Here is a 14,146-nt window from a genome sequence, read left to right as displayed (position 1 = left end):
ATCCGTTTTCATAGGCATCCCCGTGTATAAAAAATCCGTTGCGCTCGCCGTATCAAGCTTGTTCTTCAGTCTCGGCGCGCAGGCGCAGCAGCCGGACAAGGCTGAACCTCCTTCCGAGATCGCCCAGGTCTACACCGAGGCAGCGAGGGAAGTGAGCGCGCTCGACGCCACGGAACCGAACATCAACAAGCGCATTGCCGCTTACGAAAAATTCTCGTTCTCGCCCGAACTCAAGCCGCGCTTGAAAGCCGTCTTTGGCACCGACAAACCGTTCGCGCCGCAGCGGCTGCCCGACAGCCGTGGGCGCCAGCATTACCAGAGCGTGCTCAAAGCCGGCAGCCATACCGATGCGCAGGGCCATGCCGCGTGGAGCGATATCATCCTCAAGGGCGACACCAGCGCGGCCGGCAACCAGATGAACTACACGGGCGAGATGGCGTCGCTGAATGTGGGCGTCGCCAGCCGCCTGCAGCTGTCCGACCTGCGCCTGGGAGGCAGTCAGGCGCGTGCCAGCGATGGCATGTGGTATGGCGCGGTGAACTTGAGCGTGGCCCGCATCGCTGTCGAAGACGGCATTACCGGCAAGCTGCTGATGGAGGACCTGCGGTTCAAGACGGACATGCAACGGCGCGGCAAGACCGTGGACCTGGCGTACGGTTTGTCGATACGCTCGGCCGGCGCGGGGGAGCACAAGGTCGAACGCGTCAACGTCGCCACGCGGGTGCTGGGCATGGACGGCCAGGTGATGGCCGATTTCACCCGGTTCGCCAGCTCGCCGCAGTTGCAGCAACTGGCCCCGGCGGCGCAAACCCAGGTAATGCTGCGCAAGTTCAAGGAGCTGGGCGTGGCGCTGCTCAAGGGTGGCGTAAGTGTGGTCATCGACGACATCAGCGCCGCCTGGAAAGGCCAGGTTGCCTCGATCAAGGGCCGCATCGATTTTGCCAAAGCCACCGACGCCGAATTGAACTCGCTGCCGGCGATCGTGAAAAAGCTCGCGGTGCGGCTGGAAGTGCGGGTGCCGGTGGTGATCATCGAAGAAATTTCACGGGCCAACGCCGCCAAGGCAGTCAAAGCCCGGTCGCCCGCCGAGCAGGCCGCCAACCCGGCGCAAATGGCTGCCTTGGAGCAGAACATGGCCGACAAGGTGATGACCGATATCCGCCAGTCCGGCTTCGCGGTCGTGGACAAGGACGAGGTGCGCACGGTGATCGAATTGAAAAATGGCGTGCTCACGCTGAACGGCAAAGGGCCGTCGATGTTCGGCCTGAAGAACGGCAAGTTGCCGATGCCGTCGACGCCGACGCCGATGCCGATGCAGGCCAGGTAACACCGACCGATCCAGGACCACCATGACAGACGCTCACATCCATTTCTCCGGCCTCGTGCTGCGCCCGTTTGCCGATACCGACGCCGACGCCTTTGCCGCGGCCGTGGTGGAGTCGGTGCCTTCGGTATCGCCCTGGATGGCGTGGTGCGCCAGCGACTACACCGCTGCCGATGCGCTGGAGTGGTTTGCCATGTGCCGCGCCAGCGAAGCAGCGGGCACCGCGTTCGAGTTCGGCATTTTTTGCGGACAAACGGGCGATTTTCTAGGCGGCGCGGGTCTCAACGACATCCGACCGCTGCACCGGTTTTGCAACCTCGGTTACTGGGTGCGGCAGTCGCGCCAGGGGCAGGGCGTGGCGTCACGCAGTGTGCAGGCGCTGGCCGCGCATGCGTTTGACGCGCTGGCGCTGCACCGGGTGGAGATCGTGGTTGCGGTCGGCAATACAGCCAGCCTGGCGGTGGCGGCAAAGTGCGGTGCGTTTGACGAGCGGGTGGCGCGCAACCGCCTGTGCATCGATGGCCGTGCGGTGGATGCGCACGTGTTTTCGCTGGTGCCGGAATAAGGCAAACACGTTTGCCTGGTGCGTGACTTGAATGTTATTACTTATGGATTGCATTAATTTCAATTAATTCACTGTCTCAGGTCACCATGTCCACTGCACGCAACCTCTCCCTATTGCCGGCTTCTCCGCCTTGTTCGCTCTGACGATGCCGCAGGCCGACACCTCCCACACCGAATATAAAAAGAACTTCAAGCTGGTGCTGGAGACAGCCGACGTCAAGAACCCGATCTTCACGTTCCCGATGCAGGGCGAAGCAGCCGCCCAACGGTGGTGTGCCAGGCTCAATACCATCTTCAACGGCTGATGCCGAGCGACACCGCTTAGCGCAGCATATCGTTCGCAATCCAGTCCATCACCGACGGCCCGTGCGGCTGCCATCCCAGCAGCTCGCGCGCCTTTTTGCCGCGCACGCGGCTGTTGGAACCGAGGCCGTACGACGCCATCTCGTAGCCCCATTCCTCTTTTGCCTCCTCGAGTGGCCAGTCTTGCGGCGCATCCAGGCCCAGCGCCCTGGCAATCGCCGCGCTCATGTCGCGGAACGATGCCTCGCCGCTTTCCACGAAATAGAATGCGCCTGCCGGGCTCTTTTCCAGGGCCAGCAAATACAGGTCCACCACGTCGTCGATATGGACGTTGGACCAGATGTTCTGACCCGGACCGACGTGGCGCACAATGCCGCTCTTCTTGGCCTGCTTGAGCAGGCGTGGCAGCTGCACGCTGTCGCGCGGCAGTGCGCCGTGGCCGTAGATCAGGGTGTTGCACAGCACGGCCGAACGAACGCCCTGGCCGGCAGCGGCCAGCACCAGGTTGTCGATCGCCACGCGCGCGGTCTTGTCGGCCGTGGGTTCCGGCAACTGGTCTTCGTAGTAGATCTTGTCGGTACCCAGGCCGCCGGAAGCGTCGCCGACGATGCTCGAACCGCTGGTGTGCAGGAACGGCTTGCCCGATCCGGCCAGGCCTTCGATGATGGCTTCAACCGCGGCGCGGTTGTCGCTGCTGGCGGCGTTGATGACGGCGTCGGCCGCGCGTGCTTGCGCCACCAGCAGGTCGTGGTCGGCCAGCGTGCCGACGATGCCGGTCACGCCGATTTTGGCCACTTCCGCCACCTGGTCCGGATTGCGCACCAGGCCAATCACCTGGTGGCCCGCCTTGACCAGCCCCGCTGCGATCGAACCGCCGATAAAACCTGCCGCGCCTGTGACGAATACTTTCATGCCGTGCTCCCGTTTGATTGAATGATCAAGTATGGGAGCGATAGCGGTGCGCACCAAGGTGCGCACGCACAAAGCTGTTTTGACTGCGGCGCAACAATGCACTTACGGCGTGGCCATCATCTCGTCGAGCAGCGGCGCCATCGCATCGGCCCACAACTGGTAGCCTGCAGCGTTCGGATGCAGCTGGTCGGGCATGACGGCATCCGGAATCTTGCCATCCTTGTCCAAGAACACGCCGGTGATATCGAGGAAGCGCACCGTCTTGCCGTCATCCATCCGCGCCAGTTCCTGGTTTACGGCGCGGATGGTCTCCATGCGCCTGGCCGCTTCCGCGACGAAGGCCGGCGTGACCGGACCGCCGAAGCGGTCACGCGGGCCGCGCGGGAACACGCCCAGCAGCAGCACTTTGGTGCCCGGCAGTTTTGCGCGTACCATATCGACGACCTTGCGGTTGGCCGCCGCGATATCGGCCGCGCTGTAATCGAGACTGTTGTTGGTGCCGATCATGAGCACGGTGACCTTGGGCGCGATGCCATCGAGCTCACCGTGCTCGATGCGCCAGATCACATGCTGGGTTCGGTCGCCGCCGATGCCGAAATTGGCCGGCTGGTACTTGCCATAGTATTTTTCCCAGATCTCGGGCGCCTTGCGCCAGTTGTCGGTGATCGAGTCACCCAGGAACAGCAGGCCCACCGGGCCGCTCTTTGCGCGGGCCAGGTTGATCTCGTGCTTTTTGAGGAACTTGCCATCGTCCTGCTTGGGCGAGGCGATGGATGCGCTTTCACGCGGATTGGTTTGCGCCAGCGCAGGGGCGGTGAGCAATGCCAGCGACAGCAGCAGTGCGCGGGAAGTCAACGACATCATGGGTTTTCCTTTACTTGAACGGCATGGGGACGCACCGGCTCCACGGCGCCGCCGAGCCAGATCGACAGGTACACCAGCGGCACCAGCGCGGCGCCGAGGACAAAGAACAGCGTGTAGTTGCCGCCGGCCGTGAGCACCGGCACCAGCTGCATGCAGCCGATCACGCCCAGCACGGCGGCGGTGCCGCTCACACCTGCCAGCGAGCCGACGGTGCGGCCTGAGAAGAAGTCGCTGGGCAGGGTCTGGATGTTGGTGATCGCTGCCTGGAAGCCGAACAGGATCACGGCAATCGACAGCACGGCGGCCAGTGGCGTGGCGGCCACGGTGGTGAGCAGCAGGGCGGGGAACATCACGATCAAGCCGAGTGCGATGACGAATTTGCGGGCCCGGTTGACCGACCAGCCGCGCTGCAGCAGGCGGCCGCAGAACCAGCCGCCGGCCAGCGCACCGATGCCGGCGCCCACGTACGGCACCCAGCCGAACAGGCCGATCTGCTTGACGTCGAAGCCGAATTTCTCGTTCAGGTACAGCGGCAGCCAGCCCACGAACAGCCACCACACGGGATCGATGAAGAAGCGCGCGGCAATCACGCCCCAGCTCTGGCGGTGGCGCAGCAACTCGGCCATGGTGGGCACGTATTCGTCAGCGGCAGCTTGCGTGGTTTTTTGGCCGCCGAGGATATACGCGCGTTCGTCGGCGCTGACCCACGGGTGCGAATCCGGGCCGGATTTGTACACGATCAGCCAAGGCACGATCCAGATGAAACCGAGCGCGCCGATCAGGATGAACGTGGTTTTCCAGCCCACGTACGCATACAGGAAGGCGACCAGCGGCGGCGCGATGATCGACCCGACCGAGGCGCCGGCGCCGAAAATGCCCTGGCCCAGCGCCCGTTCGCGCACCGGAAACCATTCGGCGATGGCCTTGGTGGCGCCGGGCCAGTTGCCGGCCTCGCCGATGCCGAGCAGGGCGCGGAACAGCGCGAACGACAATGCGCTGCGCGCGACGAAATGCAGGCCGATCGACACCGACCACACCACGATCGACAGCAGGAAGCCGATGCGGGTGCCGAGCGCGTCGAAAATTTTACCGAACAGCGACTGGCCGATCGCGTAACCGATCAGGAACACCGTGATGATGTTGGCGTAGTCGCGCTTGTCCAGCCCCAGTTCGGCGGCGATGCCCGGCCACATCACCGCCAGTGCCGAACGGTCGATGTAATTGATGATGGTGGCAGCGGCGACCAGTGTGATCACCAGCCAGCGCAGCCCTTTTTTGGTTGTCATGCCCTTGTCTCCTTGTTGGTTTTAGAACCTGTCTCGGCAGGGAATGAGGCGCTGCTCAGGTTCTTATTGGGGCGCTGATGTTTCAGGCGGGCGGTGGTGCCATGGCGTGCGCCAGCTGTTCGCGCGTGGGCAGGCCGTCGCAGTCGCCTCGGAACTGCACCTGGCGCGCGCCTATCGCGTTGCCGCGCGCGGCCGCTTGCGCCAGCGGCAAGCCGTCGAGCAGGGCGCTGATGACGCCTACAGCGAAGCCGTCGCCGGCGCCCACCGTATCGACCACCTTGGCCACCGGCTGGCCGGGTACCGTGCCGCGATTGTCGCCATCGGCGTAATACGCGCCGTCCGGTCCCAGTTTGACCACCACCTGGCGCGCGCCGCGTTCCAGGTAAAAATCGGCGATGCCGGCAGCGTCATTGCGGCCCGTCAGCAGGCGGCCCTCGGACAGTCCCGGCATCACCACGTTGGCCAGGCTCGCGAGATCGTTGATGGTGGCGATCATCGCGGCTTCGGAGGGCCACAGGCGCGGCCGCAGGTTGGGGTCGAACGTCACCGGGCGGCCGGCCGCGCGGGCCTGGCGCGCCATGGCGAACACCAGTTCGCGGCAGCCGTCCGACAGCGCCGCCGAGATGCCGGTCAGGTGCAGCAGGCGCGCCTGCTGCCACGGATCGGGGTCGCGCAGGTCCGCTGGCGACAGCCGGCTGGCCGCCGAGCCGCGCCGGAAGTACTCCACTTGCGGGTCGCTGCCGTCGTCGGTCATTGCCTTGAGCATGAAGCCGGTGGGGTGCGCCGCATCGATGCGCACGTGGCTGCGGTCGATGCCTTCGGCATCCATGAAGGCGAGCAGGTTGGCGCCCAGGCTGTCGTCGCCCAGCGCGGACAGGTAGCCCACCCGGAATCCGAGCCGCGACAGGCCCACCGACACATTGAGTTCGGCGCCGGCGGTGGCGCGTTCGAAGTCGCGCACTTCTGCCAGCGGCTTCGCTTCGCGGGCGATGAACAAGGCCATCGCTTCGCCTACGGTCACAACATCGGGTGTGCGTTTATCCATTGACAGGCCTCATGGTGGTGATGATCGACGTTTCGCGCGCAGCCGGCATCGAAATGCGCAGCACCGAGCCGCGCTCCTCGCGTGGGCCCTTGTCCACGTTGCCCGGCGGGCCGGCCGCCGTGACCACGCCTGTTTCGATCACTGCCCTGGCGCCGGCGGTCTTGACGTCCACTTGCAGCGCGGCCGGCTTGCCGGCCACCACGTAGCGCTGCTGGCCGCCGGCGGCAATCGTCGTATCGCCGTGTACTTGCGCCGTCAGCGCGACTGGGCGCGATGCGCGCAGGCGGTCGGTCGTGGTCCAGGCGCCGCCTTCGTACGTGAAGCGGCGTTCCAGCTTGTCCACGCCCAGCTCCTGCCGGAACGCGCCGGTGAGGTCGGCCACGATTTCGGCGCGGTCGGCGGCCAGCTTGACGGTGGTGAGGCGAATGCTGTCGAGCCGCGCATAGGGGTAGTCGGCAAAGGCGTCGTGGCCATGGCCCTCGTTGGCCTGGCCCTGGCCGTCGATCAGCACCGTGTTACTGAGGTTGCTGCGCGGGATGCCGGCATAGCCCATCGGTCCCGATAGATACGTGCCGTTGGCGTACAGGATAAAACTGCCCGCGTCCGGGTGCGAGTGGCCCATCGACAGGTGCCAGTCGGGCAGCTTGTCGAATAGCGTGGCTGCGTGGTGACCTTCGGGCGGGCCGGCGCGGAAGGCGAACGCGGTGGCTTGGTCGGTCCAGTCGCTGCGCCAGTACACGGTGCCCAGGTCGTCGAAGTGGTGGTGCGGCGCCAGTGCGGTGATCGGCGCGGCCTTGATGGTCGCATCGCGCCATTGCAGGGTCCAGAAGTCTTCCGCGCATACGTGGCCGAGGGACTTCATCCAGTCCGCCACGCCCTGCGCCTCCGCACTCTTGAAACGCGCGGCCAGGCGGTAGATCAGGTTGTAGTTGGAATGCAGCTTGCCGTTCGGGTGGGTGCGCGCCGCCTCGTCGCCGTGGCGCGAGCGGGTAAGCGGGCCCTCGAAGGCGTCGCCGAAGTCGAAGATGTCCTGGCCGTTGGGCGTGAGCGAATGGGCCATGTACAGGTGGGCCTTGCGCAGCGCCGGGTGGTCGTACAGGTCGTCGCCGGCCGCGTGGGCAAAGGCGTCGAGCGCGTGGATAATCCACGGCATCGAGAACACCCAGTATTCCACGCCTTCGTAAAAATAGCCGTCGGGCGAGGCCACGTCCAGCACGCGCGAGAAGATCGCCCGCGACTGTGCGGCCCAGGCGGCAGCTTCCGGCACCTCGTCCCAGATCGCGTACGCAGCGATGGCCAGGCCGGCAATCGGGATGAAGCAGTGGTTCTGGCTATATGAGAAGGTCTTGCCCGGCTTGGGCGCGAAGTGCGCAGCCAGCAGGCGCGCCTGGTGCGCCAGCTTGTCGCGGTAGCGTTTGCGCTCGTCTTCGGTCAGCACGTCGAACAGCAGATCGTAGCCCATGCCCAGGCCGTAGAGCAGGTGGCCGGCGGCCAGGTCCACATTCGGTTTGCTGAATGTGTAGCCCCACACCGGATAGCTGACCGCTGCTTCCATGTACTTGCGGGCAGCGGCCAGGTAGCGCTCGTCGCCCTCGATACGGTACGCCATGGCGGCGCCGGCGATGCCGATGGCCACCGTGTTCTGGGCGCGGCGCTTTTGCGCGGGCGAGGGCGCCGGGTCCTGCTTCATCGCCACCAGTCCGGCCAGCGCCTGCTGCCACTCGGCCTTGTGGGTGGTGGCAGCCCGTTGCTTGAGGTCGGCCAGGCCGGCGCTGGTGATGAAGACGCGCGGATGTACGCCGCGCAGTTCGGCGCGCAGCGGCGCCGGGTGGGCCTGCATCAGTGCCTGCAGCGGGTGCGGGCCGCCCCTGGCCTTGCCCTGCCTGGGGCCAAGCGCTTCGCGCGAGTCCTGCGCCAGCAGGCTGCTTGACGAAAAAACGGGCAAAGCCAGGGCGGCGGCGCCCAGGAAACGGCGTCGTGTGATCGATGGATTCATGGGGATTCCCGGATTAATAGAGGGCGAGGCCGCCGTTGACCTGGATGATTTCACCGGCAAGGAAGGCGGCGCGGTCCGATGCCAGGAACACCACCACGTTGGCCACGTCGGCCGGTTGACCTTCGCGCTTGGCCGGGGTGCGGTCGGCAATGGCGGCGCGGTTGGCAGGCGTGTTGAAGGTGTCGTGGAAGCGGGTGGCGATCAGGCCCGGCGCCACGCCGTTGACGCGGATGCCCAGCGGGCCGACTTCCTTGGCCAGTGCGCGGGTAAACGTTGCCACGGCAGCCTTGGACGACGCGTAGTGCGCCGAACCGGGGCCGCCACCGTCGAAGGCGGCCAGCGACGACATGGTGACGATGGTGCCGCCTTTGCGCGGTTCCATGCGCTTGAGCGCGGCCTGGCAGATCAAAAAAGTGCTGGTGAGGTTGAGGTTCATCGACTCGTTCCACAGCGACAGCGGCATGTCCACCACGCGGCAGCGCTGGATCAGGCCACCGATGTTGGCAAACAGGGTGTCGATCTCGCCGATCGCACTTTCCGCCTGGGCAAACACCTGCTCGGCCACGTCGGCGTCGGCGACGTCGGCACGGATGGCGTGGGCCTGGCGGCCCAGGGAGCGGATTTGCGTGACCACCTGTTCGGCTTCTTCGGCGCTGCTCCAGTAGGTGAGCACCACGTCGGCGCCGGCCGCTGCCAGGGCCAGCGACGTGGCCTTGCCGATGCCCGAGGCGCCGCCCATGACGAGGGCTTTTTTGCCTTGCAGTTCAGTGTTTTGTTTGGTTTCCATGCTTGTCTCCGTATTTGTTGGTGGTTCAGGATTGCGGGGGTGTGGCGGTGGATGACCGTACGATCAGCTCCGGCGCGAACAGCGCGCCGTCGGCCGGTTCGTCCGGCGTCAGGATGCGTTGCAGCGCGGCGTCGGCCATCGCCTGGATCGGCTGGCGCAGCGTGGTCAGTGGCGGGTCGTGCGCGGCGCAGAAGAAAATATCGTCGATGCCGATCAGCGAGATATCGGCCGGAATGCGCCGTCCCAGCTGTTTCAGGCCCACGCCCACGCCGATCGCCATCATGTCGTTGATCGCTATCGCCGCCGTGGGGTGCGCCGACGACGTGACGATGCGCGCGGCGGCGCTGCGCCCCAGTTCGAACAGCCGGGTGTCGCCGTGCAGGTCGGTGGGGCCGTCGGTGGCGTCGGCGATGATCAGCTCTCCCTTGACACCTGCAGCGGCGGCAGCCTGCTGGAAGCCGCGTATGCGTTCCTGGCGATTCAGGGTGTACGGCGGCGGCGTCACCAGCGCCACGGCGCGGTGACCCAGCATGGCCAGGTGCTCCACCGCCAGCGTGGTGGCGGCGGCGTTGTCCATCGAGACGGTGGCGATGCGCTGGTGCGATTCGTCGCCGCGCTTGATGTCGAACGCCACCACCGGGCAGCGCGACGTCACTGCTGCCAGGTGCTCGGTATCGCTCAGGGCCGAGCCGGTGATGATGCCCTTGACGCCATACGCCAGCAGGTCGGCCATCACGGCGCGTTCGCGCTCGGGATCGCGGAAGGTACTGAACGTCATCACGTGGCAGTGGTGGCGGGCGGCCGCCGCCTCCACCGCGCAGGCCAGCGCGCCGAAAAACTGGTTGGCCAGCGACGGCACCAGCAGGCCGACCATCGACGCCACGCCGGTTTTGAGCTGGCGGGCGGCGTTGTTGGGCCGGTAGCCCAGCTGCTCGATGGCCTGCTGGATCTTCGCTTGCGTATCCGGCCGCATCTGGCCCATGCGGTTGTTGAGGAAATTCGAGATGCTCGACGGGGAAACCCCCGCCAGGCGTGCCACATCCTGAATTTTTGGTTCGCTCATGGTGTCCTTGATTCTGGTAAGCGGCCGGTCAGAAATTGACGTCCAGCCGGGCGGTGTAATAGCGGAATGCGTCGCGCGCAGGTTGCCAGCCATACGAGCGAATGTCGGGGCCCGACGTCTGCTTGAAGTTCAGGAAGGTGCCGCCGTTGCCCACCGAGTAGTGGTGGTCGAACAGGTTTTTTACACCGACCGACAGCTTGTATTTTCCACCGCGGCCGGCGATCGAGGCGCCCAGATCAACGATAGCATGGCCCGGCCGTTTCAGGCTCGGGTCCTGGCTGATCGCGCCCTGCACTTTGGACTGCGCGCGCACGTTGGCGTTGATCGCGGTCTTGAAGCTTTTGATCGGCAGCGTGTACTCGCCGCCCACGTTGGTTTTCCACTTGGGCGAGTTGGGCATGAGGCCGCCGCTGGCGTCGCGCAGGAAGGCGCCCGGCACCAGTTCGTTCGGCACGGTGCAGTCCTTGGCGCCGCTGTAGCACGGCCCCTGGCGCCAGTTCACCACCGTGGCGCGGGTGAAGGCCAGGTTGGCCGACAGCAGGAATTCGCGCGTGATCAGCGCGGTGGCGTCGGCCTCGAAACCCTGGGTCTGGATCTTCGGGATGCTGTACAGCACGCTGGCCTGGCTGCCGTCCGAGAAGCGCTCGGTGGCCGACGTTTGATAGTCGCGGAAGCGGGTCTTGAACACGGCCAGGTTGAGCGTGGCGCGGTTGTTCCACAGGTTGGCCTTGAAGCCGGCTTCGTAGCTGGTGGCTTCTTCGGGCGCCAGCGGCAGGCGCTTGAACACGTTGACGTTGTTGGCGCCGCTGGTCATGTCGTACGCCACGCCCTTGGTGCCGGTCGATGCGGTGCCGTACACCATGGTGTTGGGCGTGAGCTTGTAGCCGTATCCGAGCTTGCCGGTCACGTAGTTTTCGTGGTGCTTGGGCGCGTTGTAGTGGTTCTCGCCCGTGTGCACATTGTTCGGGGCGGAGGACAGCAGGCTGTCGATGGTGTGGAACATGTAGTCGTTCGATTCGCGCGTCAGTCGCACGCCGCCGGTGAGCGTGTGTTTCGGGATGAAGTCCCAGCTGCCGTTGAAGTACAGCGCGCGGTTGAGCACTGACGACGACGTCTCGTAGTTGGTCCAGCTGGTCTCCTTGACGAACGGATTGCCGCGCCGGTAGGTGCGGTCGATGCTGGTGCGGGCGATCCACAGGCCGGCCAGGTAGCGAAAATTGCCGCTGTCCGGCGACGTCAGGCGGAATTCCTGGCTGGTCATCTTGGTGTCCATGGTGCCGTTGATCTCGGGCGACTCGTTGATGCCCGACGGTTTGCCGAAGTGGTCGAGCTGGTAGAACGTGGACACCAGGTCGATATTGTCGTTGTCGCGGAAGTCGTTGGACTTGTTGTTGTCCACCGACGTGATCGACGTCAGCGCGTGGCCGGCCATCGGCGAACTGTCGGGGAACAGGTAGTTCACGCGCACGCCGATGCCGCGATCGGTCGCTTCCAGGCCGGTGGGCGAGTCGTTGCGGATGGTGGTGTTGAACTGCGAGACGTTAATCCCGCGCAGCACCTCGGTATTGGACAGCGCCTTGTAGTTCTTGTTGTACAGGTAGCCCACGCCCGGCCCGATCGAGTTGATGGCGGCGGTGTTCCCGGTGCGCAGCGCGTGGTCGTAGCGCGGCGCCAACTGCACGTCGAGGTCCGGCGTGACCTGCCACTGCACCTTGGCGAAGAAGGTTTTGCCGCCGGAGCCGTTCTGCATGCTGTCCGTGGTGAGGTTGTAGAGCAGGCCCGGGAAGTTGGTCTTGCTGGCGAATACCCGCACACCGACGGTGTCGGACATGCGCCCGCTTACGGACGTCTGCACGCGGTACTCGTCGTCGCTGCTGCGAAACAGCGACAGCTTGCCCTTCATCGGCCCCGCGCCGATCGGCTTGGTCGTGATCACCACCGCGCCGGCAATCGCGCTCTTGCCGAACATGGTGCTTTGCGGACCCTTGAGCACTTCCACCCGCGCGACGTCGGACTGGTCGCGGAACGCCTGCTGCGCCTGGGCGTACGGCATGTCATCGACGATCACGGCCACGTCGCCTTCGATGCCGATATTGTTGGACGTGGTGCCGATGCCGCGCATATTGATGCTGTTGGTGCCCACCTGGGTGCCGGTGGAAATGGTCAGGGCAGGGGACAGGTTGACGATGTCGTCGAATTCGCGCACGTTGTTGCGCTCCAGCGTTTCGCCGGTCAGCACCGAGATCGATTGTGGCACGTCTTCGAGCTTTTCGATGCGGCGGTTGGCCGAGACGATTACCTGTTCCAGTTGCGGCGCGCCGGTCTGGGCGGCTTCCTGGGCCTGGGTCATCGACGACATCTGCAGCAGCGCCAGGGCTGCAGCCATGGGCTTCATGTTGGGATAGCGCGGCAGCGGGCTGCCGGAATGCGTTGTGACCATCGGTTGTCTCCGTTGTGGTTTTTATAGTAAGCCTCTACTGCATCGATACACCAATCAGGCGATTTGTCCGGTCTGAGCCTTACTAAATCGATTTAGTGCAACGATTTAGTAAGGATATAGGAATCGATTTTGATGTCAACATTTATTTGCGGGCGTGAGAATTGCGCTACATTGGTGCAAATGCACCGTTGCGGTGCGTGAGGTTTCTAAAACCGCTATGAATAATCTTGGCAGGCTGGCACGCGGCTTGCATACGACACGACATTATTTGTGAACGATTGCGCCATGCCAGATTGCACCTCACCGAGCGACCATACTGCCCGCCAAGCCGCCGCCTGGCAGGCCGGTCTCACGCTCGGTTTCGCGGACGACGGCGGCACCACGCGCCTGTTCAACAACCGCCACCACGGCCCGCTGCGCGTGCAAAAGGCGCTGTACCCGGAAGATGAAAAAGTCTGCCACGCCATCGTGGTCCATCCGCCGGGCGGCGTGGTGGGCGGCGACCAGCTGGCCATCGACATCGGCGTGGGCGACCGCGCCCAGGCCTGCATTACCACGCCCGGCGCGGCCAAGTGGTACCAGGCCAACGGCAAGCGCTCGCGCCAGACCGTGCACCTGCATGTGAACCAGCACGCCGCGCTGGAATGGCTGCCGCAGGAGACGATTTTCTTCGACACGGCAGACGTCATCCTCGACCAGCACGTGGAGCTGGCGCTTGAGGCCACCTATATCGGCTGCGAGATCCTGTGCATGGGCAGGCGCGGCTCGGGCGAAGTGTTCAACACCGGCACCGTCACCCAGCGCAGCACCATCCGGCGCGAGGGCAAGCTGCTGTGGTGGGAGCAGGGCGCCATGCTGGGCGGGCGCCTCGACAGCCCGCTGGCGCTGGGCGGACGCACCGTGTGCGCCACCCTGATCGCGGCGGGCAAGGCGCTGCCAACGGCGCAGATGAACCAGCTGCTGGCCGATATCCGTGCCGATGTTGCGGCGGACGGTGCGGCCGTTAGTGCTGCCAACGGTGCGGCCAACGGCTCGACCGGCGCGGCGGTCAACGGCGGGCACGTGTTCGGCGTTACCCATACCAGGGGCGTGCTCGTGGCGCGCCACCTGGGCGACGACAGCGAGACCGCGCGGCGCCTGATGCTGGCGGTGTGGCGCCGCGTGCGCCCGCAACTGCTCGAGCGCGAAGCAGTCACACCGCGCATCTGGCAAACCTGAACCGCCGACGAACAGAATACGAATATGACTGGAAGCACATGGAACTGACACCGAGAGAAAAAGACAAACTGCTGATCTTCACCGCCGGCATCGTGGCCGAGCGCCGCCTGGCGCGCGGATTGAAGCTCAATTATCCGGAAGCGGTGGCGTTGATCACCTGCGCCATCATGGAAGGCGCGCGCGACGGCAAAACCGTGGCGCAGCTGATGTCCGAGGGGCAGACCATCCTGTCGCGCAAGGATGTCATGGACGGCATCCCCGAGATGATCCCGGACATCCAGGTCGAAGCCACTTTCCCCGACGGCAGCAAGCTTGTCACCGTCCACAATCCCATACCCTGAACG

13 protein-coding genes are annotated in these 14,146 nt (G+C 65.1%); 5 read left to right on the top strand and 8 right to left on the bottom strand.

All coding sequences use genetic code 11. From position 1 onward, the window contains the following. The first annotated feature begins 22 nt into the window (after nt 1-22). From ASF04_RS20580 to ASF04_RS27630, 3 genes are all read left to right on the top strand, one after another. Nucleotides 23-1,327 (top strand): DUF945 family protein, encoded by a 1,305-nt coding sequence (locus tag ASF04_RS20580; RefSeq protein WP_229205144.1) that lies wholly within the window; start codon nt 23-25, stop codon nt 1,325-1,327. Nucleotides 1,328-1,349: 22 nt separating this feature from the next. Further along, nucleotides 1,350-1,889: a GNAT family N-acetyltransferase gene (locus ASF04_RS20575; RefSeq protein ID WP_056146101.1), complete on the top strand. Its 540-nt coding sequence runs from the start codon at nt 1,350-1,352 to the stop codon at nt 1,887-1,889. 130 nt (nt 1,890-2,019) lie between these two features. Next, nucleotides 2,020-2,193, top strand: a complete 174-nt coding sequence (locus tag ASF04_RS27630) for a hypothetical protein (RefSeq protein ID WP_156368723.1) — start codon at nt 2,020-2,022, stop codon at nt 2,191-2,193. A 16-nt stretch (nt 2,194-2,209) separates the two neighbouring features. Here ASF04_RS27630 and ASF04_RS20570 read toward each other — a convergent pair whose 3' ends face one another. The 8 genes from ASF04_RS20570 to ASF04_RS20535 form a co-directional block, all read right to left on the bottom strand. Continuing rightward, the gene (locus tag ASF04_RS20570) at nt 2,210-3,103 is read right to left on the bottom strand and encodes an NAD-dependent epimerase/dehydratase family protein (protein ID WP_056146100.1); all 894 of its coding nucleotides are present in this window, start codon (nt 3,101-3,103) and stop codon (nt 2,210-2,212) included. A 102-nt stretch (nt 3,104-3,205) separates the two neighbouring features. Next, complete coding sequence (locus ASF04_RS20565; protein WP_056146097.1) at nt 3,206-3,967, bottom strand: GDSL-type esterase/lipase family protein; 762 nt, start codon at nt 3,965-3,967, stop codon at nt 3,206-3,208. Then, a complete protein-coding gene (locus tag ASF04_RS20560) occupies nt 3,964-5,253 on the bottom strand; it encodes an MFS transporter (RefSeq protein ID WP_056146094.1) in 1,290 nt (429 codons plus the stop codon). Before ASF04_RS20560 ends, ASF04_RS20565 begins: the two co-directional genes overlap by 4 nt. A gap of 82 nt (nt 5,254-5,335) precedes the next feature. Beyond that, complete coding sequence (locus ASF04_RS20555) at nt 5,336-6,298, bottom strand: sugar kinase (protein WP_056146091.1); 963 nt, start codon at nt 6,296-6,298, stop codon at nt 5,336-5,338. Beyond that, on the bottom strand, nt 6,291-8,294 hold the full coding sequence (locus ASF04_RS20550; protein WP_056146089.1) for a DUF4962 domain-containing protein: 2,004 nt from the start codon (nt 8,292-8,294) through the stop codon (nt 6,291-6,293). Before ASF04_RS20550 ends, ASF04_RS20555 begins: the two co-directional genes overlap by 8 nt. 13 nt (nt 8,295-8,307) lie before the next feature. After that, nucleotides 8,308-9,081 (bottom strand): SDR family NAD(P)-dependent oxidoreductase, encoded by a 774-nt coding sequence (locus ASF04_RS20545; protein ID WP_056146086.1) that lies wholly within the window; start codon nt 9,079-9,081, stop codon nt 8,308-8,310. A gap of 25 nt (nt 9,082-9,106) precedes the next feature. Beyond that, complete coding sequence (locus tag ASF04_RS20540) at nt 9,107-10,144, bottom strand: LacI family DNA-binding transcriptional regulator (RefSeq protein ID WP_056146083.1); 1,038 nt, start codon at nt 10,142-10,144, stop codon at nt 9,107-9,109. Between the two features lie 28 nt (nt 10,145-10,172). Then, nucleotides 10,173-12,584, bottom strand: coding sequence for a TonB-dependent receptor (locus ASF04_RS20535; RefSeq protein ID WP_056146080.1), 2,412 nt, complete (start codon nt 12,582-12,584; stop codon nt 10,173-10,175). Nucleotides 12,585-12,869: 285 nt separating this feature from the next. On the opposite strand from ASF04_RS20535, the gene ASF04_RS20530 reads away from it, so the two are divergent. Both ASF04_RS20530 and ASF04_RS20525 read left to right on the top strand, forming a co-directional pair. Beyond that, nucleotides 12,870-13,802: an urease accessory protein UreD gene (locus ASF04_RS20530; protein ID WP_056146077.1), complete on the top strand. Its 933-nt coding sequence runs from the start codon at nt 12,870-12,872 to the stop codon at nt 13,800-13,802. Nucleotides 13,803-13,840: 38 nt separating this feature from the next. Further along, complete coding sequence (locus tag ASF04_RS20525) at nt 13,841-14,143, top strand: urease subunit gamma (RefSeq protein ID WP_019919889.1); 303 nt, start codon at nt 13,841-13,843, stop codon at nt 14,141-14,143. The last annotated feature ends 3 nt before the right edge of the window (nt 14,144-14,146 follow it).

The organism is Duganella sp. Leaf61 (assembly GCF_001421905.1).
In the GTDB taxonomy this organism is placed as follows: domain Bacteria; phylum Pseudomonadota; class Gammaproteobacteria; order Burkholderiales; family Burkholderiaceae_D; genus Rugamonas; species Rugamonas zoogloeoides.
This window is presented reverse-complemented; position numbering and strand designations above follow the sequence as displayed.